21 protein-coding genes are annotated in these 22,838 nt (G+C 49.8%); 11 read left to right on the plus strand and 10 right to left on the minus strand.

Going from position 1 to position 22,838, the window contains the following annotated elements:
- Positions 1-7 precede the first annotated feature (7 nt).
- Positions 8-2,320 (minus strand): TonB-dependent receptor, encoded by a 2,313-nt coding sequence (locus tag PSI9734_RS06650; protein WP_173920323.1) that lies wholly within the window; start codon positions 2,318-2,320, stop codon positions 8-10.
- Positions 2,321-2,426: 106 nt separating this feature from the next.
- Between PSI9734_RS06650 and PSI9734_RS06655 the strand changes: the two genes are divergently transcribed.
- From PSI9734_RS06655 to PSI9734_RS06665, 3 genes are all read left to right on the plus strand, one after another.
- Complete coding sequence (locus PSI9734_RS06655; RefSeq protein ID WP_173920324.1) at positions 2,427-3,344, plus strand: AraC family transcriptional regulator; 918 nt, start codon at positions 2,427-2,429, stop codon at positions 3,342-3,344.
- A gap of 131 nt (positions 3,345-3,475) precedes the next feature.
- Entirely contained in the window at positions 3,476-4,015 is a 540-nt protein-coding gene (locus tag PSI9734_RS06660) for a carboxymuconolactone decarboxylase family protein (RefSeq protein ID WP_173920325.1), read from the plus strand.
- A gap of 7 nt (positions 4,016-4,022) precedes the next feature.
- Positions 4,023-4,451, plus strand: coding sequence for a hypothetical protein (locus PSI9734_RS06665; RefSeq protein ID WP_173920326.1), 429 nt, complete (start codon positions 4,023-4,025; stop codon positions 4,449-4,451).
- Here the strand turns inward: PSI9734_RS06665 and PSI9734_RS06670 are convergent.
- The 4 genes from PSI9734_RS06670 to PSI9734_RS06685 form a co-directional block, all read right to left on the minus strand.
- Complete coding sequence (locus tag PSI9734_RS06670; protein WP_173920327.1) at positions 4,448-5,191, minus strand: class I SAM-dependent methyltransferase; 744 nt, start codon at positions 5,189-5,191, stop codon at positions 4,448-4,450. The two genes, PSI9734_RS06665 and PSI9734_RS06670, sit on opposite strands and share 4 nt — an antisense overlap.
- Positions 5,192-5,200: 9 nt before the next feature.
- Positions 5,201-6,886 carry a putative bifunctional diguanylate cyclase/phosphodiesterase gene (locus PSI9734_RS06675; protein WP_173920328.1) on the minus strand — a complete coding sequence of 562 codons (1,686 nt, stop codon included), beginning with the start codon at positions 6,884-6,886 and terminating at the stop codon, positions 5,201-5,203.
- Between the two features lie 71 nt (positions 6,887-6,957).
- Positions 6,958-7,806 (minus strand): glutathione-dependent disulfide-bond oxidoreductase, encoded by an 849-nt coding sequence (gene yghU / locus PSI9734_RS06680; protein ID WP_173920329.1) that lies wholly within the window; start codon positions 7,804-7,806, stop codon positions 6,958-6,960.
- A 99-nt stretch (positions 7,807-7,905) separates the two neighbouring features.
- Positions 7,906-8,388 (minus strand): BON domain-containing protein, encoded by a 483-nt coding sequence (locus PSI9734_RS06685; protein WP_173920330.1) that lies wholly within the window; start codon positions 8,386-8,388, stop codon positions 7,906-7,908.
- Between the two features lie 146 nt (positions 8,389-8,534).
- Here PSI9734_RS06685 and PSI9734_RS06690 point away from each other — a divergent pair, with 146 nt between their 5' ends.
- Genes PSI9734_RS06690 through PSI9734_RS06705 form a run of 4 tightly spaced genes read left to right on the plus strand, consistent with a single transcriptional unit; the run spans position 8,535 to position 11,394 of the window.
- Positions 8,535-8,990 carry a YccF domain-containing protein gene (locus PSI9734_RS06690; RefSeq protein ID WP_173920331.1) on the plus strand — a complete coding sequence of 152 codons (456 nt, stop codon included), beginning with the start codon at positions 8,535-8,537 and terminating at the stop codon, positions 8,988-8,990.
- Positions 8,991-9,027: 37 nt separating this feature from the next.
- On the plus strand, positions 9,028-10,059 hold the full coding sequence (locus PSI9734_RS06695) for a saccharopine dehydrogenase family protein (RefSeq protein WP_173920332.1): 1,032 nt from the start codon (positions 9,028-9,030) through the stop codon (positions 10,057-10,059).
- A 37-nt stretch (positions 10,060-10,096) separates the two neighbouring features.
- Positions 10,097-11,023 carry a phospholipase A gene (locus PSI9734_RS06700; protein ID WP_173920333.1) on the plus strand — a complete coding sequence of 309 codons (927 nt, stop codon included), beginning with the start codon at positions 10,097-10,099 and terminating at the stop codon, positions 11,021-11,023.
- Positions 11,024-11,055: 32 nt separating this feature from the next.
- Positions 11,056-11,394: a zinc ribbon domain-containing protein YjdM gene (locus PSI9734_RS06705; RefSeq protein WP_173920334.1), complete on the plus strand. Its 339-nt coding sequence runs from the start codon at positions 11,056-11,058 to the stop codon at positions 11,392-11,394.
- Here PSI9734_RS06705 and PSI9734_RS06710 read toward each other — a convergent pair.
- The gene (locus PSI9734_RS06710) at positions 11,391-11,960 is read right to left on the minus strand and encodes a gamma-glutamylcyclotransferase (RefSeq protein ID WP_173920335.1); all 570 of its coding nucleotides are present in this window, start codon (positions 11,958-11,960) and stop codon (positions 11,391-11,393) included. The two genes, PSI9734_RS06705 and PSI9734_RS06710, sit on opposite strands and share 4 nt — an antisense overlap.
- A 121-nt stretch (positions 11,961-12,081) precedes the next feature.
- On the opposite strand from PSI9734_RS06710, the gene PSI9734_RS06715 reads away from it, so the two are divergent.
- Entirely contained in the window at positions 12,082-14,664 is a 2,583-nt protein-coding gene (locus PSI9734_RS06715; protein ID WP_173920336.1) for an EAL domain-containing protein, read from the plus strand.
- On the opposite strand, the gene PSI9734_RS06720 is transcribed toward PSI9734_RS06715, so the two are convergent.
- A complete protein-coding gene (locus PSI9734_RS06720) occupies positions 14,649-16,160 on the minus strand; it encodes a PH domain-containing protein (RefSeq protein WP_173920337.1) in 1,512 nt (503 codons plus the stop codon). The genes PSI9734_RS06715 and PSI9734_RS06720 overlap by 16 nt on opposite strands.
- Positions 16,153-16,650, minus strand: coding sequence for a PH domain-containing protein (locus PSI9734_RS06725; RefSeq protein ID WP_173920338.1), 498 nt, complete (start codon positions 16,648-16,650; stop codon positions 16,153-16,155). The genes PSI9734_RS06720 and PSI9734_RS06725 overlap by 8 nt, the downstream gene beginning before the upstream one ends.
- Positions 16,651-16,730: 80 nt before the next feature.
- Here PSI9734_RS06725 and PSI9734_RS06730 point away from each other — a divergent pair, with 80 nt between their 5' ends.
- On the plus strand, positions 16,731-17,414 hold the full coding sequence (locus PSI9734_RS06730) for a type 1 glutamine amidotransferase domain-containing protein (RefSeq protein WP_173920339.1): 684 nt from the start codon (positions 16,731-16,733) through the stop codon (positions 17,412-17,414).
- 75 nt (positions 17,415-17,489) lie between these two features.
- On the opposite strand, the gene PSI9734_RS06735 is transcribed toward PSI9734_RS06730, so the two are convergent.
- On the minus strand, positions 17,490-17,876 hold the full coding sequence (locus PSI9734_RS06735; protein WP_173920340.1) for a DUF4168 domain-containing protein: 387 nt from the start codon (positions 17,874-17,876) through the stop codon (positions 17,490-17,492).
- Positions 17,877-18,085: 209 nt separating this feature from the next.
- On the opposite strand from PSI9734_RS06735, the gene PSI9734_RS06740 reads away from it, so the two are divergent.
- Both PSI9734_RS06740 and PSI9734_RS06745 read left to right on the plus strand, forming a co-directional pair.
- Entirely contained in the window at positions 18,086-19,426 is a 1,341-nt protein-coding gene (locus PSI9734_RS06740; protein ID WP_246194780.1) for an ATP-binding protein, read from the plus strand.
- An 8-nt stretch (positions 19,427-19,434) separates the two neighbouring features.
- A complete protein-coding gene (locus PSI9734_RS06745) occupies positions 19,435-20,793 on the plus strand; it encodes a sigma-54-dependent transcriptional regulator (protein ID WP_173920342.1) in 1,359 nt (452 codons plus the stop codon).
- On the opposite strand, the gene PSI9734_RS06750 is transcribed toward PSI9734_RS06745, so the two are convergent.
- Positions 20,777-22,837 carry a TonB-dependent receptor family protein gene (locus PSI9734_RS06750; RefSeq protein ID WP_173920343.1) on the minus strand — a complete coding sequence of 687 codons (2,061 nt, stop codon included), beginning with the start codon at positions 22,835-22,837 and terminating at the stop codon, positions 20,777-20,779. The two genes, PSI9734_RS06745 and PSI9734_RS06750, sit on opposite strands and share 17 nt — an antisense overlap.
- Position 22,838: the final 1 nt, after the last annotated feature.

Below are 22,838 nucleotides of genomic sequence, written 5' to 3' on the forward strand. Positions count from 1 at the left end.
GGTCCGTTTAGAAATTGTAGCTCAAGCTCAATTGAGCATGGCGAGGTAATGATGGAAACGCAACCGTGGCACCAAAATAGCCGCCTTCAAACACCGGCGACCAGTTGTCTTGGTCGGTGACATTGATGATGTCTAAGCGGGCCCGTAATTGCTTATTGATGCGATACTCGGTCGATAAATTTAACTGATGCTGATCACGAATAAAAACCGTTTGTAAGTAGTCCAACGGGTAGGCCTTGGTATAACTCAGGTCACCACCAAGGGTCCAGTGCTGATTCACGCGCCAGCCTAGCACTGCAGCAGCTTGCACTTCAGGTACGCCTTGCAGCTGCTGATTAGAGGCGGCAAAGCTGGCAAAGTTCGGTGCACCTACACCGGTACCTTGGATAAGGTCCGGCCGTGAATCGTCAAAGGCATCCGCCACCTCGCGAGTGCCTTGGAATGCCGCAGAGTTATCATAGTAAGCATCGATGTAGCTTGCGGCGAGAGTCGCCCAAAAGCCATTGCCGTGGTCATAGTGCCACTGCGCTTCGACACCTTCGGTGCGAATACCGCTATTTGAGCCGTCACGGTTACGCAAACTGCGACGTTGGTCAAAGAGCACTGCGTCGGCGTACCACCGGGCCGACGAAGGAGCGTATTTTATACCAACCTCAAAGAGCTCGTTTTGTGTTGCAAAATTTTGCGGATCGATGACTTGATTGGCGTTGAGTACGGTACCTCCGGCCATTGAATTTGATGTTGAGTCACTTGCGTAAGCAGTGGTATAGACCATGATTTCGTTGGTGACATCGTACTGTAGTGCACCACTGGTAGCGGTTAACCATTGGCTATGCGTATCGCGAGCGGCACGAACGCCTGTGGGCGCAAGTGGGTCCTGTGCTTGCACGTCGTAGTAGTCGGCACGAACGCCTAAAGTAGCTTTAACGCGATCCGTCAGTTGCCATTGATGCTGCGCAAAAATGCCCCACTGGTAACTGGTGGAGTCTGTGGTATCAGACAGGTTAAAGTCGCCTACACCGTCATTATCAATATCGTATTGAGTGCCTGGTGACACCCAAAGACCTGGGCGTAACTCAACTAACCGCGCCTGTTGCGCCGGGGTTAACGGAATTCGGCGCTGCTCAAGGCTCCCGGTTAAATCAATGGGTAGGTCGGCTTCGGTGGTAAACTGACTGTAGCCTAAAACATCGTTGTATCGCAGATTAAAGCCGAACACCGACTGCTGCGCATAGTGAAACTCGACTCGGTGTTCAAAGGTTTCCGCGCCATCAATAATTTCGACAAAGCTGTTCTGATTAATGCCCTCGCGATCGAGGTGCTGGTAATAGCTCCGATTCACCATCAGCCATTGTGGGTTCAACTGATACTCTAGTTTCGAATGCACAAGAAAGGTTTCAGCAGTATTGTTATCAAGCGGGTCGGTGAGTACCCGAGAGCGGTCAATTTCGACTTGCCCTGTGGGGCTAATCACAGCGAAGGCACCTGGAATGAACGAGCCATTAGGTTGCTGTCCCTGTCCTGTAATATATAGATTGTCGTCGATGAGGGCCTGGGTGGGCCGGTTAATACCTGCATTATCGGTCCAGTTAACATCATAATACTCAACGCCAAGTGACCAGCGTGTGGCATTATTAGGTCGCCATTCGTACGCCATATAAAGGTCGTTGCTTCGAAGCTTGCTGTAGTCATAAAAACTATCTTCGTCAATCACTTGGGCACTGATACGAAGCGCAGACGTAGTCTCTTGTAGCACTTGATTGTGATCTAGTTGCAGGCGATAACGCTGCCATTCACCGACGCGGCCTTTCAGTAGCGTACCCGAGGCGTCGAGCTTTGCACGCTTGGGCTGCAGTTGTACAAAGCCCCCTACCCGCTGAGTGGTTCCTAGCATTACCGGCGGTGCCCCTTTAACCACTGCAATCGACTCAATAGCATTTAACGTAAGCGGCACACCTAAGCCATTATTTCCCGCTTGGCGGCGCATATTCCCTTCAAATAACTCGCCCAACTGGCCGCGTAAACTCGGTAGTGAAGGATTCCCAAAGCCTGCAGCAGCGTGGCTATTAGGGGTAAAACGAGCGATGTCGTGTAAATCATCAACATTAGCGGATTGCATTAACGACTCGGTAATAACGGTCGCTGCGCGTGGGATCTCGCGTAGGGTATCAGCACTACCAAAAATACCTTCAATGGGCTCTTCACTGGGCAGTACTAACTCTTGTTCGGAACCGTGAACTTGAATAACTTCGTCCGGTTCTACGCTGTCTTGGGCTGCCACACTCAAAGGTAAAAGCACCGCTAAGGTTAAAACTTTCAAATGAATTCACTCCAGCAAAAAGGTCAATGAAAAGCGTACGCATTTAAACGCCAGATAGTTTACTATTTAGTATATTAAGTATTGTCGCTTAGAGGGTCATAAGTAAATGACAGAAACGCCGGAGCAACCAACTAAAACAACGGAATCGGTGGAAGCGTTGATCACTTCAGTGGCTCAAGGTACCGAGTTACATTTTGAAACTGGCCTTTGCGGTGACTGGTCGATTCTTGCCGACCATCCCGGCAAGGTGGGTTTGCACATTGTCTCAAACGGTGAGTGTTGGCTTGGCTTCCCGGCCAGTGCTCAGCCCACGCAAAGGTTGTCGGCCGGCGACGCAGTATTTGTGAATCAAGGGGTGTCGCACTTTTTGAGTCGCCAAGAGGTTCCTGCGCAGGTCAGTCTTGATGAACTAAAGAACTATTGTACGCCTAATCACGCCGAAAGCGGTGTAATTTGCTACGAATTGAACGAGGTGAATGAAACGTCGACACATTTTTTTGGCCTGTTACCACCGTGGATGGTACTGCGAACAACAGAGCAAACAGAAGAGTTGGCGACTATTTTAGCAATGATTCGGCGAGAAACCCTAAGTGGTAAACCGGGTTACCAGACGATTATTAGTCGCCTTAGCGACGTCTTGGCGGTTCATTTATTACGGCAAATAGTCGCGCAAGAGCATCAACTCAATGGCGTTTTTGCAGGCCTGAACGATAGTTCGCTGCTACCCGTTTTGAATGCCATCCTAAAACATCCGGAACGTGATTGGAGTGTTGATGCGATGGCAAATATAGCCTGTCTATCGGTGAGTGCTTTCGCTGATCGTTGCCAGCGGGCAACGGGCCTAACACCGAAGAAAATTCTCGATCAATTGCGCTTTCAGCGCGCAAAATATCTATTATCCACCACCTCGCGAGCGCTCGAAGTAGTGGCGGCAGATGTTGGCTATCAATCGAACACCGCATTTGGACGTTTTTTCAAAAAGTACGCAAACTGCTCCGCACTTGAGTATCGAGCCAAGCTGTAACCTCGCAAAACACCGTATTTCTCAATCAAAACACCGGTTGTCGTGCTGTATCCTCGAACGTCTTTGTTTAGTTGCTATAGTGAGGCGTAACATTCTTAAGCAATTTTTAATGAGCAACCAAGGAGTCGCACATGGCTAAATTTACTCTGCATTCAATAGAGTCAGCACCTGAAGCAAGCCAATCACTTTTACAGGGCGCCAAAGAGCAAATGGGTATGGTGCCTAACTTGTTTGCCGTGATGGCGGAGTCGCCGCAGCTTTTAGAAGCTTACCAAACGATCGATGGACTCTTTCAAAAGGCTGGATTCAACAGCAACGAGTTGACGGTAGTGTGGCAGACCATCAATGTTTTTCACCATTGCCATTACTGCGTACCGGCTCATACGGCGATAGCTAAGACGATGGGAGTCGATGACGACATTACGCCGTCAATTAAGGCAGGCGAAGCACTAGAGGATGAAAAACTAGAAGCATTGCGTCAATTTACTACGTCAATGGTAGAGCACCGCGGTGATGTAGATGATGACACCGTAGCGGCATTCTTATCAGCTGGATACGAACAGCGCCATGTACTTGCTGTCGTTCTAGGTATTGCCCATAAAACCATGAGTAATTACACCAATCATTTGGCCGAAACGCCAATTGATGAACCCTTTAAAAAATTTGCGTGAGGTCAACATGGCACAAGGTCAATTAGAATCAAAGCTTGGGTGGAGTCTGTTAGCTCTGCGTTTGGGCATCTTTAGTGTGATGTTTATTTGGGCTTTAGATAAGTTCTTTAATCCAGGTCATACTGCGGCAGTGTTCGATGGTTTTTATGGCATTAGTGACTTGTCAGCATCTCTTGCTGCAGTTTTAGGAGGCTTACAAATTGCCTTGTGCGTAATATTCCTAGCGGGATTATGGAAAACCTTTAGCTACGGTTTAATATTAATTATGCACGGAGCGTCAACGTTTTCCTCGTTCCCGCAGTATCTAGACCCATTTAATAATTTATTGTTTTTCGCCGCATGGCCGATGTTTGCCGCCTGTCTCGCGTTATTTCTTCTGCGTGACTATGACCGTATGACCTTAATGGCATTATTTGTCGATAAAGACACGGCCTAATCGTCGTTCGTTAACGGCCCTTTACACAAGGTGCAGTCACCACCTGCGTCGGCGGAGCCTTCGACATAACGAAGTTTATGCGAGGCTTTGCCGCGATTAGCGGTAAACTGGTAGCGTTGCTGGCGCGCAGAGGGTTTACGTGCAATAAACTGGCAGACATTGGCTAAGCCATTGTGTCGATCTCCTTCGTTCACCTCTCTGGTGATTTCTTGACTAACTTGCACTTCATAGCCTTTGAACGCTCGCACTAGCTCGGCTTGTGACACCATCAAGTCAGCGTCATTTGGGCCCCCTGTGTTACGTTCGAGCTGCGCTGCTGTATACGCTTCGAGCAAAAAGAAACCGCCGGGCTTTAAACTCGCAGCAATTTCCTCATAAAGGTGGGCACGTCCAGCGCTTGGCAGATGGCAAAAAATCGCCACAATACCGTCGTAGTGTGCTTTGGGAAGTTGCGCTGTGGTTAGGTCAACAACTTCTGTTTGTAGCTTAACACCTCGCTGTTCGGCTAGTTTATGGGCTTTTTCGAGCCCTACTTTTGAGCTGTCCATGGCACAGACCTGTGCGCCAAGCTCCGCCAGATAAACGGCATTTCGGCCTTCTCCCTCGGCGAGACACACCACGTGCTGTGCTCCTTCATGGGCGGCGAGGAGATCTTCGGCGTGCGCGCTCAAAAAGTCATTTGGTGAGGTTCCGTAGACATACTCTTCGGTGCTGTAGCGGTCGTCCCATGATGTGCTCATAAACTGATGTTAGCCCTCGCGAGGTGGTGCTGAAAAGATAGGTTCATAGCTAGTGTACCAAGCAACGAAATCATCGGCGCTTAAGGGTTTCGAAAACAAATAGCCTTGCCCATAATCACAGCCGATTTGTCCTAGGTAGTCAAGGCATTCTTGGGTTTCAATACCTTCGGCCAATGACGTGATACCTAGTTTTTGTGCGAGAACGACCGCAGCTTTAGCGATGTGGCTGGCATCTTCGTCGGCGGGCAACCCCTTAACGAAAACCTGATCAACTTTGAGTAATGAAATTGGGAGTCTATACAGGTACTGTAGCGACGAGTAGCCGGTGCCAAAATCGTCAATCGAGACGCTAACGTTTGCTTCAGTTAGCTTTAGTAACTCATTGATGACCTGGTCTAAATCGTCAATCAAACTACCTTCGGTGATCTCAAGCTCAATGGCTTCGTTCGCCACATTGTACTCGTTCAATAGGTTGAGTAAGAGGTCTGAGAAACCGGGCTGCAGCAGGTCATGCGCAGAAATATTGATCGCAATCTGTAGTTGAAATTGCTGCTGTTGCCATTGGTGTATTTGCTGAATAACTTCGCGCAACACAAATTCACTGATTTTTAAAATTAACGTGCTGTGCTCTGCATTTGGGATAAATTCGTCAGGTCGCACCCACCCTCGCGTTGGATGATGCCAGCGGATAAGCGCTTCAGCGCCAAACACCCTCCCAGTTTTTAGTTCAATTTTTGGTTGGTAATGCATTTGAAATTCACCACGTTCAATACCTTTGGTGACATCTGCCATTAAAGCTAACTGGGCACTAATACCCTCGCTGACTTGTGTGGTGTACACGAAGCAGTCAAGCATTCGGTCGTTCGCTCTGGCAATTGCTATTTCCGCATTTTGAATCAGCGCAATGGCGTTAACTTCCGAGCCATCGAGTCGCACGCCACCCAAATGCCGATTGACATAAACCGAAAGGTTTTTAAAGTTCGCATGCTCAGGTAAAGCTGCGAGGCTGTTGCGCATTAAGTCTTCAATGTCACCTTCGGAGGTGGCCGGAAATACCGCGGCAATTTGACCGGGCTCAAGCCGGAATATTTGCGGTAAGTAATTTGGCACTTGTTGCAGCCGGCGAGCATAGTGCTCGATAATGGTATCTATGACTTCAAAACCAAACGCTGAGCGAAGCGCCATTGCGTTATCAATGCTACATACCATGAGAAAGTAGGCTCGCCCTTCGTTGCGTGATGGATGAAACCGAATGCAGTACTCGAGGTGTTCGAGCAGCGCCTTTCGGTTAGGGAGCTTGGTTGAAAAGTCGCGACGTGATGCTCGTTTAAGGCGCTGAATGTAGCGTCGACTGGTGTCGCTTGAAAGCCCAGCTAAAAGACCCACGGAGACAAAATAAAAGCTGCGGTAGAGCCAGTTAACCGGTTCTTGCAGTTCCATGGTGCCAGTATCAATGGGCATCCATGGCCCCAATGCGAAGCCGCCAATCAGTGCAAAGATAACACCGCCTCGGTAACCAAAAATAATCCCGGCAAGCGCAATGGGAATGTACATTGCATGGGAGTAGACGTACTTAATACCGCCTGTCCACCAAACCAGAGCGACGACTCCAGCCACGGCCGCCATTAAGACAACGATCAAAATAATGCGTTGAGCAGGCGTGTGTTTACGAAACAGGTAGTTGCCGATGATCAAGGTAAGCGCCTCTTTGAAGGTACTTCTATTATGTAGGCGCTAACCTAGGTTTTGTCCATTTACCGGCCTGTTTAGACGTCTTTATTGGCAAAGTCGTCAGCGCTGTGGCGTTCGGTAACTTGTTGATTTTCGTCGCCCCATGCACGGTTAACCATCTTGCCTCGGCGCACGGCGGGGCGTTGCCCTACTTCGTTTACCCAGCGCACCACATGCTCATAGTCATGTACTTGTAAAAACTCGGCTGCATCGTAAGCCTCGTTATTCACAACAGCGCTATACCAAGGCCAAATGGCAATATCGGCGATGCTGTAATGTTCACCTGCGATATAACGATGCTGAGCGAGTTGCCGATTCAGCACATCGAACTGTCGTTTTACTTCCATAGTGTAGCGGTTGATGGGGTATTCGTATTTCTCAGGGGCGTAGGCGTAAAAATGGCCGAAGCCACCTCCCAAAAACGGCCCAGCACCCATTTGCCAGAATAACCAGTTCAAGGTTTCGGTGCGCGGTGCTATATCTGACGGTAAAAAGGCCCCAAATTTATCGGCTAAGTAAAGCAAAATTGACCCAGACTCAAACACCCGTGTTGGCGGGGTTGTGGTGTGGTCGACTAAGGCAGGTATTTTTGAATTAGGGTTAATAGCGACAAAACCGCTACCGAATTGGTCGCCTTCGCTGATATCAATTAAAAAGGCATCATAGTCAGCGGCAGCAAAGCCTGCCTCAAGAAGCTCTTCCAGCATAATGGTAGCTTTAACCCCATTGGGCGTTGCTAACGAGTAGAGCTGTAAGTCATGCTTGCCCCTCGGGAGCTCTTTTTCGTGGGTCGCGCCAGCGATAGGGCGATTGATTTTCGCAAACTTGCCGCCGCTTTCTTGATCCCACTGCCAAACGTTGGGCGGGGTGTAATTTGATGTCATCTTGAGCCTCTTCGCTTTGTAACTGGTTTTACCAATAAAAAACAAAGGCGGCGCTAGGCCACCTTTGCGATCGTTGCGATAAAGCTTAACGCTAAGACTTTAGTTTTGCACTTCAATATCATTTTCGACGGAGTCGACACCTTCAACGCCTTCGGCGAGTTGTTCTGCTAAATCCGACATCTCAGCCGACGCGACGACACCACTTAGAACCACATGACTATCGATGGTTTCTACATTAATCGCCATGGCGTCAACTTGTCCAGCTTCAACAAAAGCTGCTTTAACGCGCGCGGTGATGGCAGCATCACTTAGGAATTCACCTGCTTCGGCAGACTTCTCTTTGGCGTACGACATTGCATCATTGGCGGCATCTTTAGACGATTCGGCTGCATCTTCCATCGCGTTACCAGCATCGTCTGCAGCTTCCTCCATAGAGTTGCCAGCAGCTTCGGTACTTTCCTCCATTTGTTGCATGGTTTCATCGGCTTGCTCTTCGGTTTGTTCTTGTTCGGCTTGGCTGCATGCCGCTAAAGATAAACTTGAGACGAGCGCAATAAGTGCTAAACGATTCGTGTTCTTCATAGATTAACCCCCTGTTTTTACGATTAACTTCCGTAAATAAGCTTAGCTTTAAAATGAAAAAATGCGAGACTGTTTACGCGAGTTTTGCGTAGTCAGGTAATTGTGCGAAAGTAAAGAGCATAAAAAATTAGGATCAAGAGGGCGCTATGGCGGTTTTAGGCAATATTCTTTGGTTTATTTTAGGCGGGTTTGTTATGGGGCTTGGCTGGTGGCTCGCAGGCATTGTCGCTTTTATCTCTATTATTGGTATCCCTTGGGCGAAAGCGTGTTTTGTGATGGGGCGATTTGCGTTCTTACCCTTTGGCTATGAAGCTATCAATCGCCGCGCGTTAAGTCAGAAAAATGACATCGGCACCAGTGGTTTTGGTACACTGGGTAATATCTTATGGCTGATTGTATTTGGCTGGTGGCTGGCCTTAGGTCATCTCGTCGCAGCAGTTGGATTCTTTATTATAATTATCGGCATCCCGTTTGGCATTCAACATTTGAAGCTCGCTATGATTGCGTTGCTACCGATTGGGCAAACAGTGGTGCCCAAAGACGTTGCTCGAGCCGCACGGCAGAAAAACGCACAAGATTACGTAGACAATCTACGAAAATAATCTGTTACAGCACAAATTCAATGACGGAGACAACAGCATGACGTGGATGATATACGGCGCCTATGGCTACACTGGTGAACTTGTTGCCAACCATGCCAGAAGCCAAGGTTTGCAGCCGGTTCTTGCTGGCCGTAATGAAAAGAAATTGCAAGAAATTGCCAACCGCCTTGAACTCGATTATCAAGTGGTTAATCTCGATGACACTGTGGCGCTGCGCCAGGCTTTAGGCGAAATGGAGCTGGTGGTGCATTGTGCCGGGCCGTTTGAGGTAACTGCCGCGCCAATGATCGATGCCTGTATTGCGACACGCACTCATTACCTGGATATTACCGGTGAGGTGGCAGTATTTGAGTACGCGCATGACAAAGCTGAGGAAGCAGAGCGTGCAGGCATCGTTGTCTGCCCAGGCGTTGGCTTCGACGTAATTCCAACGGATTGCGTTGCCGCGCAGCTAAAGCAGCAACTGCCCGATGCCAATCACTTAACCCTTGGTTTTGATTCGGCTTCACGCATGAGTCGTGGCACAGCAAAAACTAGCGTACGTCGACTCGGTGAAGGTGGTGCAGTGCGCCGTGATGGCAACATTGAGGCGGTACCACTTGCCTATCGCACACGAACCATAGACTTTGGTAACGGTGAAAAGTTTGCGATGACCATTCCGTGGGGTGATGTTTCTACCGCGTATTACACAACTGGTATTCCGTCGATAGAAGTTTTTATTCCTGCCTCACCGAATTTGGTTAAGCGGTTGAAGCGTATGAATGCGTGGCGCTGGCTATTACGCTTTGAATGGGTGAAAAAATGGCTTGAGAAGAAAGTTGACCAGCAACCCGCAGGGCCAAATGAAAAGCAGCTTGAGCAAGCCGTGACCTATGTTTGGGGTGAAGCCAGTAACGCTCAAGGGAAAGTCGTCACCGTACGAGAAAAAGTAATGAACGGTTATAAGCTTACCAGCCATGGCGCGGTTGATATTGCACAGTACGTAATAGCAGAAAAACCAAAGGGCGGGTATTATACGCCGGCAAACCTTTGTGGTGCCGAGCTCATCGAGCGCTATAGAGTTGAATAAACGAAAGCGTATGAACGCGATAAATTAGGAAAGTATAATGTGGCGTACATGGTTAGCGGTCTTACTTAGTTGGAGTGGCGTGATAGCAGCTCCTGCCTTGGCCAATAATGAGGGGATGACCTCCGAAGAGTTTGTTGAAGAAGATCTTGTCGGGAGGTTTTGGGAACTCGACGAAGACCAAAAACGCGGGGTGTTTCAGCTACGGACGTATCACCCGAATTTTGTACTACCGATTCATCACAGTTCTGATATCAACACCACACCAGAGTCGCCGACGCGAGGCCCATCTGATCCGTTAGACAGCTATAAGCCCAACGAAGTGAAATTACAGATATCGCTGCGAACCAAGCTATTCGAAGATTTGGTTCTGCCCAATGCCGATGTATGGGTGTCTTATACGCAAGTATCTTTATGGCAAGCTTGGAACTCAGACGATTCTTCGCCGTTTCGCAGTACCAATTACAATCCCGATATTTTTTACGTGATTCCATGGGCTGACGACTGGGACTTTATTCCCGGTGATGCGCGCGTGAGATTTGCAAAAGTAGGCTTCGCTCACGAGTCAAATGGGCAACGCAAGCCTGACTCCCGCAGTTGGAACTATGTTCATTTTGGCGGCGCAGTTGAATGGGGTGACTTGCTTTGGGAAACCCGCTGGAAGCAGCGTGTAAATGAGGTGGGTGACGAAGACGACAACCCCGACTTAATACGCTTCCGAGGCAACTTCGAAAACCGTTTTTCATGGCGGAACGACTTGAGTACTTACAGCCTGACCCGAACCACGCGCGAATTTTCATGGGATCGCGGCTCATGGCAATTAGACTTCACTCACCCAGTAAACTCCGATAAGCCCGATGGCTTACGTTTTTACATTCAGTTTTTCTCTGGCTATGGCGAAACATTAATTGATTACAACCATCGTCAAAACCGGATTGGCATCGGCTTTTTATTACTTAATATTTAGTCGATATAAAAAACCTAAAAGGACTTCGTAGTATGAGTCAGTTACCAGCATGCCCAAAATGTGAATCCCCTTATGCCTATGCTGATGGCGCGATCTTGGTGTGTCCAGAATGCGCTCATGAGTGGTCGCCGAATGAGCCCGCCGCAGACGAAAGCAAAACATTTCGTGATGCGAACGGTAATGAGTTGCAAGATGGTGACACGGTAACGGTGATTAAAGATCTGAAAGTGAAAGGCTCTTCACTGGTGGTTAAGGTTGGAACCAAAGTAAAAAGTATCCGATTGACCGAAGAGGGTGATCATGACATCGACTGTAAAATTGATGGCATTGGACCTATGAAATTAAAAACTGAATTTGTGAAAAAGGCTTAAGCCAAAATCTTTCGGAGTTCAGCTTCAATGGCGAATACGTGTTCATCGTGTTCGCCTAATTCCCGTAACGCATCAGCAAGTTTCAATAAGTACTCACTGTTTGGCCCACTCGGTCCCTGCGATCGAGCAATGTGCTGAGCGATTTCTGTCGCTGTCGCCGCACCTAAGTAGGCTTCGTTATCAGGGCCAGCGATATACACCAAGCCTTCCACGGACCCTTCTTGGTCGAGCCAATCAAACCTTGTTGCGATGCGCAGATAGCCATTCTTTTCGCGATGATCTAAGTGGGCAAAGACATCGGGCGTGACTTCATAGGCCATACCATCACAGGTCGCTCCGGCAGCTTCGACCAATGTTGCGACTCGACCGGGCGCTTGCGGGGTGCCACGGTGATCATGAGAACCCTGCCAGAACCTGCGCTGCCAGCCTTGGATACGTGCGGGACGCCGTTGCAGGTATGGAAAGTCGGCTTTATAAATCAATGAACCATAACCAAAAAGCCATACTGACTCGAGATGATCAAGAGGCTGGCGCTGTTGGTTGATGGCGATAGTATTGTGTGACATGGTGCAAGTGTAGCAATCCTTGAGCCTAGATTAAATACGGTAGAGGCGATGTTTCTATACGCATGGGAGCGAGGTTTCTGCTATAAATAAGCAGAATAAATCACACCACTATGGGCGTTAAATGTCACTACTTAGAAAAGGCCTAAAGCTTTTTTCGATCAGCATGATGTTCGGGCTGGGTGTGACAGTGAATGTTGCCGCCAAAACGCCAGTCAAAGTAGGTGTTTATGAGAACCCACCGAATGTAAGCCTGTCTGAAACGGGTGAGGTTACCGGTGTATTTGGTGATTTGCTGCACCAAATCGCCCAGCGTGAAGGCTGGCAACTACAAGCTGTGCCCTGCCAACGCCCTAGCTGCCTTCGTCAGCTGGCGGCTGGAGACCTTGATCTGGTGCCTGACAGTGCGTTAAGCGTGGGCGATCAAGCGCCGTTGCAGTTGAATCAACATCCGGTACTACATAGCTGGTCGCAGCTATACACTTCAGCCGAATTTTCTTTGGCGAGCTTACTTGAGCTCGATGGCCTGCGAGTTGCAGTTCGCAGGGGCTCGATACAGGAGCGCTATTTAACCGATTTGGCCCGCGATTTTGGTATCGACGTTGAGTTTTTGCAGGTGGGTAGCTTTGATGAAGCTTTTGCCACGGTGATAGCGCAAAGAGCCGATGCGGCGGTGGTGAATCATTTGTATGGTAAGTCACGTGCGCGGGACCTCGGTTTGCGGCCCTCGAAGGTTATGTTTCAACCCAAGCGTTTATTCTTTGCTGCAGCAGATTCCGCAGCAGGAGAGCAACTGTTAGCTCGTATCGACCGCTGGCTTGGTGATTGGCGCATGGCTCCAGACTCACCCTACAAATTAGTCATGGAAAACTGGGGAGTTTACGCCGCCGATGAACCAGACTATTTATCACGCTGGTTACTACCAAGCTTGTTAGGTGTGTTGCTACTCGCCATTTTGGGTGTTGTGGCGCTGCGTCAGCAGGTAAAGAAGAAGTCTCGCGCTTTGTTAGAAATAGAGCAACGTTCGAACACCATTTTAAATTCTGTTGAAGCCTTTATTTATGTTAAAGATACTGAGCTTAAATACCGCTACGCCAATAAAAAAGTATGTGAGTTATTTGATGAAACCGAGGACTCTATTATTGGCAAGTCTGATGCCCAGTTATTTGATGATGCCACCGCCACGCATTTGAAAACGACCGACTTAAAAGTTATTGAGGGTGGCGAGCGAGTCGTTGACGAGGAAGCAAACCGCACCTCTTCGGGCGAGCAACGCCAGTTTTTGTCGATCAAAATTCCACTGCGTGACGCCGATGAGAAAATCTATGGTTTGTGCGGTATTTCAACGGACATTACCGAGCACCTTGAAGTTCAGGAGCAACTAAATCAACTGGCCTACTTTGACGGTGTCACCGGCTTAGCCAATCGTAAGTTGCTACTGCAGCAACTCGAGCATGCTGTGGCAAGTTACCGGCGTACAGGTTTTGAAGGGGCCGTGTTGGCCATCGACTTGATTGACTTTACGCTGATCAACGATAGCTTAGGCCATCAAGTGGGTGATCATGTGCTGTGTACCGTCGCAGAGCGCTTGAAGAGCGTCATTGACGATACCGACTGCGCTGCGCGCTTGGGCTCGGACGATTTTGTGGTGTTGCTGGAAGACTTAGGCCCCGATCGCAATGAAGCAATTTTAGCTGCCAGACGGCTTGCCAATGAGATCGTCGATTTAATAGGTCAACCTATCGACCTTGGTATTCGCAAACACTCGACCGCGGCATGTATTGGTATCACCATGTTTTCCGACAGTGACGATGGCGCCGCAGAGCTAATCAAAAATGCAGATCTTGCCTTAACCGAAGCGAAAGGGTTGGGGAGCGGCTCTATCCGACTGTTTAATCCTGAAATGCAGCAAACGGTTAGCCGCCGGCTACATTTAGAAACAGCGCTTCGACGTGCCATAGAAGAGCAGGCGCTAGAGCTCTATATGCAGCCTCAGGTGACGCACGATGGTAAAGTTACTGGCGGCGAGCTTTTATTGCGCTGGCACGATGAGGAGTTTGGCACCGTAGCGCCGAATGAGTTTATTCCAGTTGCGGAGAGTAGTGGTTTGATTGTGCCGTTAGGCAATTGGGTTATTGAGCGTGCCTGTGAAGTGCTACAGCAATGGTCACAAGACCCTAATTTAAGCCAATTACGTTTAGCCATTAACATTAGCCCTCGGCAGTTTAGACAAGCGTCCTTCGTCGATTACATAGAAGCCAGTATCGCTCGCTATCAGGTGCCTGAAGGTAAGCTTGAACTTGAGCTGACCGAGAATATGTTGATTGATAACCTGACCATGACCATCCAGCGCATGTCACGTCTCGGTGGTGCCGGGGTTCGATTTTCATTAGATGACTTTGGTACGGGCTATGCGTCGCTAGCGTACCTGAAAAGTTTACCTATTTATCAACTAAAAATTGATCAGTCGTTTGTGCGCGATGTGCTGACAGATGTCAACGATGCGGTCATTGTTGAAACCATCGTTAGCTTGGGTGAAAGTTTAGGCCTTGAAGTAATTGCCGAAGGTGTTGAAACCGCAGCCCAAGCTGAGTCGTTAGTCGAGCTGGGCTGTACCAAATTCCAAGGGTACTACTTTGGCCGGCCGCAGCCCATCGACTATTGGCGCGAGCAGTTAAGCTCGTCTAGCGGTCACATCCAGGGTTGATGATTGGTCGCTATTTCCTCAAGCCATTGTTGTTGTAGCTCTTCTGCTTCGCTTGCCGGTAGGTAACGAATTGTCTCGCTACCAGCTGCGGTGTGCAAAATAAGATGAGCAAAACCTAAGAGTCTAAGCCAGGGGCCTTGGCGTAAATCGATTTGTTGTATTTTACGTCGAGGGTACCAGTTCTGATCGCGACTTAAGATACCGCGTCGCACGACAAACCACTGTTCGCTGGGTGCTTGTTCGGTACTGACAAAGCTGTAGCCATAATTACGCCAACTCAGCGTGATCAGCCCTTGAAGGAGCATCCACACGACCGCAGCCGTAGTGATACCAACCCAGCCAGTGTCGGCAACAAAAAATAGAAAGACAGCAATGATGGGGGCCAACAGCGCAAGCCACAGGCTTGACCCAAGTAACGCCAGCGGCGACAAGCGCTGCCAGTGCACCGATGCGGCCGCTGGTATACGCAATTGACGGCAAAACGTTGCTAAGAAGTCAGCATCGACCACAGGTAAGGTAAACCGTTGGCCTTGCCCGCCCTGCCCCTGTGGAACACGAGGTTGCAACTGACTTACTTTAATCACACTGCGTTGCAGTAGGCGTGCCCGTAAATTACGGCGAATAAACACACCTTGCAGCTTGGGGTAACGAAAACTCAGGGTACGAATGGACAGCGCCCCAGAGCGCGCCTGATAGCGTTCACCATCACTGGTTAGTTTAAGGTCGTGGAAGGTCAACAGGCTAATCACGATGGCTCCGAAAAATAACAGTACTAAGGCACTTACCGCCACGCCAATGGCCATTAACCAAGCAAGATCACTACTGAACCAGTCCATATGAGCCGTGACCCAAGGCTCAACATAATTGTCTAACAGATCAAACTGACTGATGGGGTAAATAAGCACCGCTAGGAAAACGAAAAGCTTATTGTCGATGATACCTGCGCGCACAATTTCAGCACTTGAAAAGCTTTTCTCAAGCACGGGGGCTGGCGACGGCTCGCTGGCATCATTGCTGGTTGACGCATTTTCTGCAGTGTTACTCTGCTCCAACATGCGCTGCCGTAGCTGTTGAGCGAGAGTCATGGTTAGCCCCGGAATTTGCACTTCCTTACCTGCTGAACCGGCACTATCAACCCCCAAAATAGTGAGTTTTAACGGGCGAAAATACCAAACCTGATGGATCTCTGCTTGTTGAATACGATCATAGTTGAGCGTTAAGTGTTTACGGTTAAAAATCCCGGTCTTAAGGTGCACTGCGTCGTCAGCGATGGCGTAGAGGAAGAAGCGTTGACTTAGAACGGCATTAATAAGTACGAAGACTAAATAGCCTCCGACCAGGGCAAAAGGTAGCCAACTGGCATTTTTACCGGCCACAAAAATACCGGCAAAAACAGGGATCATATTGGAGATATTCGTGACAAATTGCTTCAATTGCTTAAACAGGAAAAACGCAATGGTGATGAGTGGCGTACGCTGCCAATTTAACTCACTCATGGTGGCTGTCTTCTGGGCTTGGTTCGTGAGCGATAGTGTTTAACAATTCGGCTTTCAGTTGCATAGCTTTATCGGGCAGTAGCCCAGGCACCGTGAGATCGGCTCCACCACTGCCAGCGGTGTACATGGCCAAACGAGCAATACCAAAGCCACGCTCAAGAAAGGATTGTTTATATTCCACATGCTGAATACGGTTGAGTGGCACTCCGCGAATTTTTCGAATCATTGCACCGCGTTTCAAGTGCATGCCTTCAGCGGTCTTCGCATAACCGGTGAATAAGAAGCGACGTGAGGCAAAATAAAGGCTAAAAAACAATGTTACTGCGGTCCATATCAGCCCTATTATCCATAGCGGCACGAGGTGCTTAGGGTAAACGCCAGTGAAATAACTGGTGGCGATCAGTGCTGCAATAATTAGCATATTGAGCAATGAACGAGCTTGTAAATACGAGCGATAAGAAGATTCCGGCGCAAGCCAATCAATCGGCATGTGATCGCTTCCTTGGTTGAATTCGTTAGTAGTGACCCCCATTAAACAAGATACACTTGCAAAAATACAGGAGTAAGCCCATGAAAATTTTAATGGTTTTGACATCGCACGATAAACTCGGTGAAAGTGGTCATAAAACCGGTTTTTGGGCAGAGGAATTTGCAGCCCCCTATTACCTCTTTAAAGATGCTGGCGCAGAGGTCACTATTGCGACGCCTAAAGGAGGTCAGCCACCGATTGATCCTAATAGTGAGCAGGCGGATGCGCAAACAACAGCTACGGTTCGCTTATTTGAAGACGAAGATACAATGGATCAGTTGGCGACATCGTTGAAATTATCAGAAATTAAAGCAGATGATTACGATGCGGTGTTCTACCCAGGGGGACACGGGCCCATGTGGGACCTTGCTAATGATGAAATTTCATTGCAGTTGATCGAAAAAATGTGGCGCCAAGGTAAGCCTGTTGCGGCGGTATGTCATGCCCCTGCGGTGCTGGTGAATGCGAAAAACCAGCATGGTGAAAGCCTCGTGAAAGGCCTCAAAGTGAGCGGCTTTACCAATAGCGAGGAAGCTGCTGTAGGCTTAACTGAGGTCGTTCCTTTCTTGCTAGAAGACAAGCTTATTGAATTAGGTGCTGATTACCAAAAAGCAAAAGATTGGCAGTCCTTCTCGGTTGTCGATGGACAGCTTATTACTGGCCAGAACCCTGCATCGTCAGAAGCTGTTGGACGCGAGTTATTACAAATGCTGAAGGCCAAATAAGGTCATTGATATCGCTTCACAAAAAACGCCGGCATAATGCCGGCGTTCTTCTTTGCAAGTGTTGATTAGCGCTGCTTAGGACTGCTCGGTCATTTCCTGCAAGCGTTTTTGCAGTTCAGGATCTTGCTGCACTTGCTGAATTACCGCATTGTACTCTTCTGCACTTAAGCCCGCGTTATTCACTGCGGCAATCATTTCTTCCTGCGCTTTTTGTTGAATGGTTTGGGCTTGCTCAGCATTTTCAGCGTTCTGAAATTGCTTAGAATACTTTTGGCTCACTTGCTGTACTTGATTCATCGCCGCCAAAAATTTCTTCAGCAAGGCATCCGTCATTTTGATTTGCGCTTGCTGTTGTTGCATGGCTTGGCCTTGTTGTGCGCTTTGTTGCATCAACGGAGCTGCGGTTGCTGCTGTTGAGGCAAATAGCGCGCTGGCGATTAATGTAGGTAATAATTTTTTCATCTAAAACTCCTTGTTGAGTTGTACTTAAATGCTTGCTGATCATGGTGTCAGCTTGGTTCATAAACGAAGTCTGTTCGGCCTCTAACGCAGCAAGAGCCATGCCAACTTAAACGTTCGCCTAAGCATCTGAAAAAGCGTTGTTTATTGTTCGTTTCGATCATAGGCCTCTAAGAATGTATACTTATGTCACATTCAACCAAGGTGAAGATGTGACAAAAAGATACATATTACAGCGAATAACCAGTCCCAGTTGGCAACGCGCTTTCTTGTTCTATCTCGTTTTACCACTGCTGACGTTGTCGGGCTTAGCGATAGGCGTGGCGCTAGAGCAAGCGCGAGAATTTCAAGACCAGCGCCTGCGCGACGACCTCAAGCTGGTTGGGCGAGCGATACGGCTACCGTTGAGCGACGCGCTGCTTAGTGATGATATTCCCCGTGTTCAAGCACACCTTGATGCGGTGTTTGAACTTGGCCGAGTGTATGGTGCTTCGGTCTACGACACCAACGGTGAACTCGTCGCGTCGGCGGGTGTCACCGAGCTCGATTTGTCGGAGAGTGTGCTGGCCGAGCAAGTCGTGTCTACAGGAGAGCAACGTGATAGCTATCGAGAGGTGGCCGGGCGTGATGTGTTTTCGCAGTTTATTCCGGTACACGACCGCGCTGAACGTTTAATAGGTTTTATGCAACTGAATCGCCGTGCCGAAGACTTTCAGCAAAGCTTTTCACGACTGGAGAGAATTGCTTGGGTGTCGTGGAGTATTGTTGCGTTGGCGTTGGTTGGTATTTTAGCCGTAGGGTATTACCGTACACGCCAGCAACAACGATTAGAACTTAACACGCGGCTGCGCGAACATGAAAAGATGGCCGCAATAGGCCAGCTCGCACGCGGCGTCGCACACGAACTGGGCGCCCCATTAACGGTGATTTCGGGGCGAGCTAAACGGCTTCAAGGGCATCATCCAGATGCCGAAAGCCAACGCCAGCTAAGCGCCATTCGGGGGCAAGTGGAACGCCTAACGCGACTGGTACAACAGTTACTCGACTTTAGTCGTACGCCGATTAGCGAAGAGGGCTACGAATCGATTGCCGAATTGGTGAGACAGGCGTCGGTGGCGGTGCAACATGAACAAAAAGCAGACGCTCCCGAGCTGGTGCTCGACTTGCCAGATACGCCGGTTTGGGTGCGTGTGGACGGCTCAAGGCTAGAACTGGCACTGGTCAATCTATTACGGAATGCCATGCAGGCGGCGACGAAACAAGTTCGAGTCACTATGGATCTAACAAGCCAGGCACAGTGCACAGTCGTCGTTGCTGACGATGGCCAAGGCTTACCTCGTACAAGCACTATGGAACACTTAGTTGAACCCTTTACTACCACCAAGCCTATAGGTGAAGGAACGGGACTCGGCTTGGCCATCGTCGCGCATATCATTGACGCTCATGAAGGGCGGTTTACGTTACAAAATGCGACCAGCGGTGGTTGTGAAGCGCGCGTCACTTTACCGCGCCAAAAGCACCCAGCGAAGACGTATCAGAAGGAAAACCAATAGGAGCGCTCATGTCAGCGATTACCATTGCCGTGGTCGAAGATGATCCAGGCTTACGCGAACTGCTACAAGAAGAACTGGAAAGTGCTGGCTATCGCGTCAAGACCTTCGGCACAGCAGAAGACTTTATGGCACTAGAGCAGCGTCATGTGAAGTTAGTGATCAGCGATATCCGTTTGCCTGGCATCACGGGTATGCAGCTATTACATCAACTACAACAGCAGCCGACGGCCCCAGCGTTTATTCTGATTACCGCGTTTGGCACTGTATCGCAAGCGGTCGAAGCCTTACGTCAGGGCGCTGATGACTTTCTTACTAAACCGCTAGATCTTGAGCATTTATTAGTCAGCGTTGAACGGGTATTGGACTACCAACAATTACAACACGAGGTAGCCCATTATCGTTCAGCGCAAGAGCCGAGCGTTGGCCCCGCGGGGCTTATTGGCGCAAGCCCGGCGATGACCTCGCTCTATCAGGCCATTGGTCAGATCGCAACTGCCGATGGTGCGGTTTTAATTCAGGGCGAAAGTGGTACCGGTAAAGAGCTGGTCGCACGGGCGTTGCACCAACAAAGTAAACGAGCGGAGCAGCCGTTTCTGGCGGTCAACTGTGCGGGCATTCCCGCTGAATTAATGGAGAGTGAGTTTTTTGGCCACGCGGCTGGCGCCTTCACCGGGGCTCAACGTTCGCGAGCCGGACTGCTTAAAGAGGCTGATGGCGGGAGCCTGTTGCTTGACGAAATAGGTGAAATGCCATTGGCACTACAAGCCAAACTTCTGCGGGTGCTACAAGAGGGGACTTTGCGGCCGGTGGGAAGTGATCAAGAAGAGTCTGTTGATGTGCGCATTATTGCCGCCACCCATCAAGACCTTGAAGCTCGCGTGCGTGATCAACTGTTTCGCGAGGACCTCTTCTATCGTCTTGAAACCTTTCGACTCGACGTGCCGGCGCTGCGAGAACGAGGTCAAGACGTACTCTTGTTGGCTCAGCATTTTTTTCAGCAGCTACGCGCGGTCAACGAGAAAGCGATCTTCGGCTTTTCAGCGCCAGCAAAAGTGCTGATGCAACATTATGAGTTCCCAGGGAATGTGCGGGAGCTACAAAATGCGATTGAACGCGCCTATACCTTTTGTGAACAAGAGTGGATTCAGCCAGAACACTTTCCGGCGCGAATACGGGGTCAAACGCCGACAGAAAACCAAGCGGTAGACGCTGATACCAGCCTTGAATCATGGCCAAGTCTGCAACAGGTACAAGCACAATATGTTAAGCAGGTATTGGCCGCGACGGACGGCAATAAACAACGTGCGGCGAGGATCTTGGGCATTACCCGCCGCACACTTTACCGCTGGCTTACCACAGATAATTAAGGTGCAGGCCAACTTGAACCTCACGGCCAATGCCCGGTTCGAATGCACGCCCGCTGCCTTGGTTGACAACGACAGAGCCGACATACTCTCGATCGGTGAGGTTATGTAATTTGAGCCACGGCTGTAATTGCAAGTTATGGTAGCGCCACTGTTGTTGCACTGCGAGGTGCCATAACGTGTGTGCTGGAGCAACGACCCCATTGCTGTCATTGGCGGCAACATCACTACGGTATTCACCAACAAGTTGCACGTCGGTTTGTGCATAGGGCTGCCAGGCTAACTGCCAATAGGCCTGCTGTTGAGCGACCCCAGGTAACCGGGCATCGTTGCTATAGCGAGCGTCGGTATAGGTGGCACTGGCACGTGTCGACCAGTTTGCCGCTAAATGAGCCCTCATGCTTAGCTCAACGCCTTGGCGCTGCGTTTGTTCAGCATTGGTATAAGTTGTGCGGCCTTCATTGTTTTGGTCAACCACAATTTCGTTGGCGGTGTCGATATGGAACCAGGTGAACCGAGCCTGCCAGTCACGGGCTTGCCATTTACTGCCGATTTCCCATTGTTGATTGGTGGCGGGACCGAGTTCAGTATTGAGACCCGTGCCACCATTGCGATAGGCAAGTTCAGTAAGGGTTGGCGTTTCAAAGCCGTTACCGCGACTTACAAATACCGACCAACGGTCGGACACGGCGTAGTTTACTCCCGCCATCCAACTAAACTGTTGCATTGAAGCGGCACCGCTATCGTCGGGATTTTCGGGAATGACAAAAAAGTCGGCAACACTAAATTCAGCATGGTTATAGCGTACCCCGGTCATTAGTTTCCAGCGGGCCATGGGTTGCCACTGTAAAAGTGCATAAGCCGATTCAGTTTGCACCGTACCGTCGTCATTCCGACGGACCTCGCCGCGACGACCAAAATCGTTGACGTAGCCAAAGCGACGGTCATTCTGTTCGGCGAGTTGCAAGCCTGTGCTCAATTGCCATTGTGGCAAAGTCGGTAAACGTAGATGGTAATTCGCATCTATACCGGTAAAGTCTCGGCGCAAATCAATGACCGCGCCATCGCCACTTAAGTCGCTTCCAGGAAAGGGCAGATACTGCTCAACATCTCGCCAACCACGCCACGCGGAGACATCGGCGGCTTGGTGTGGGGTCTCGTGTTCAACACTGACCGATGCTTGTCGGTGGTGTATGCGCTTACGCGTGTTGAAGGTAAAGGCACGTTCAACGGTTTGTTCAGGGTCCTCTCGCCAGGCTGCGGGAGTGAGCGAGCTTGGGTCCTGCAAAAACGGTGCATTGTTGTTGTCGAAGCGGACAATCATTCGTGTGTTTTCATCGAGCTGCTGATACCACCGAGCCGCGACTTGGTGGCGCTCTGCACGGTTATGCGGGCGTGGCCCGTCAGTTTCAAAGGTCGCGCCGGCAATACGCAAGGCTTGGGTCTCTGCCACCCAGTCGTGTTGTACCAAGGCTCGTCGAGCATTATTGCCCGCTGCCAGTAGCTTAACGTCCGTTTGAGTGACTTGCGGCGTCCGGCTACGCCAATGAATCACACCACCTGCCGCGTTCCCATAAATGGCGGCCAGAGGGCCTCGGATAACCTGAACGTTGTCGGCTTCGTCGAGCAAAATGCTCGATGTTTGCGCTTGGCCGTCAGGCATACTCAAAGGCACGCCATCGAGGCGCAACAAAACACCGCGCACACCAAAGGCTGAACGAGCACCGAACCCTCGTAAGGTAATGCGCGTGTCTTGCGCGTAGTTAGCGCGTGAGTCACTCTGCACTCCGGCGATACCGGCTAACACCTCCGCGGCATCGATACGCATGCCGGGCAGTTGTTCATCGGTGGTGATATTACTCACCGCTGCGGGCGTCGTTTGGCTTGGTAAACGCTGCGTTGCGGTAATTTCAATACGCTCTATTGTGACGTCGTCAGAGGCTGCTAGCGTGCCTGAGTTATCTTGGCTGATAGCAGGCGTTGAAATGCCACAACTAAGACTAGCGCTGGCAAAAATAGCCAGCGCTGACTTTGATGGTCGAACCATA

This window comes from Pseudidiomarina piscicola (assembly GCF_902806985.1).
In the GTDB taxonomy this organism is placed as follows: domain Bacteria; phylum Pseudomonadota; class Gammaproteobacteria; order Enterobacterales; family Alteromonadaceae; genus Pseudidiomarina; species Pseudidiomarina piscicola.

Coding starts and splice junctions, on each gene's coding strand:
- PSI9734_RS06725 (WP_173920338.1), bottom strand. CDS start 16,650: ATGCCGATTGATTGGCTTGCGCCGGAATCTTCTTATCGCTCGTATTTA.
- PSI9734_RS06660 (WP_173920325.1), top strand. CDS start 3,476: ATGGCTAAATTTACTCTGCATTCAATAGAGTCAGCACCTGAAGCAAGC.
- PSI9734_RS06670 (WP_173920327.1), bottom strand. CDS start 5,191: ATGAGCACATCATGGGACGACCGCTACAGCACCGAAGAGTATGTCTAC.
- PSI9734_RS06750 (WP_173920343.1), bottom strand. CDS start 22,837: ATGGTTCGACCATCAAAGTCAGCGCTGGCTATTTTTGCCAGCGCTAGT.
- PSI9734_RS06695 (WP_173920332.1), top strand. CDS start 9,028: ATGACGTGGATGATATACGGCGCCTATGGCTACACTGGTGAACTTGTT.
- PSI9734_RS06715 (WP_173920336.1), top strand. CDS start 12,082: ATGTCACTACTTAGAAAAGGCCTAAAGCTTTTTTCGATCAGCATGATG.
- PSI9734_RS06735 (WP_173920340.1), bottom strand. CDS start 17,876: ATGAAAAAATTATTACCTACATTAATCGCCAGCGCGCTATTTGCCTCA.
- PSI9734_RS06710 (WP_173920335.1), bottom strand. CDS start 11,960: ATGTCACACAATACTATCGCCATCAACCAACAGCGCCAGCCTCTTGAT.
- PSI9734_RS06745 (WP_173920342.1), top strand. CDS start 19,435: ATGTCAGCGATTACCATTGCCGTGGTCGAAGATGATCCAGGCTTACGC.
- PSI9734_RS06655 (WP_173920324.1), top strand. CDS start 2,427: ATGACAGAAACGCCGGAGCAACCAACTAAAACAACGGAATCGGTGGAA.
- PSI9734_RS06685 (WP_173920330.1), bottom strand. CDS start 8,388: ATGAAGAACACGAATCGTTTAGCACTTATTGCGCTCGTCTCAAGTTTA.
- PSI9734_RS06700 (WP_173920333.1), top strand. CDS start 10,097: ATGTGGCGTACATGGTTAGCGGTCTTACTTAGTTGGAGTGGCGTGATA.
- PSI9734_RS06665 (WP_173920326.1), top strand. CDS start 4,023: ATGGCACAAGGTCAATTAGAATCAAAGCTTGGGTGGAGTCTGTTAGCT.
- PSI9734_RS06730 (WP_173920339.1), top strand. CDS start 16,731: ATGAAAATTTTAATGGTTTTGACATCGCACGATAAACTCGGTGAAAGT.
- yghU (WP_173920329.1), bottom strand. CDS start 7,806: ATGACATCAAATTACACCCCGCCCAACGTTTGGCAGTGGGATCAAGAA.
- PSI9734_RS06720 (WP_173920337.1), bottom strand. CDS start 16,160: ATGAGTGAGTTAAATTGGCAGCGTACGCCACTCATCACCATTGCGTTT.
- PSI9734_RS06705 (WP_173920334.1), top strand. CDS start 11,056: ATGAGTCAGTTACCAGCATGCCCAAAATGTGAATCCCCTTATGCCTAT.
- PSI9734_RS06690 (WP_173920331.1), top strand. CDS start 8,535: ATGGCGGTTTTAGGCAATATTCTTTGGTTTATTTTAGGCGGGTTTGTT.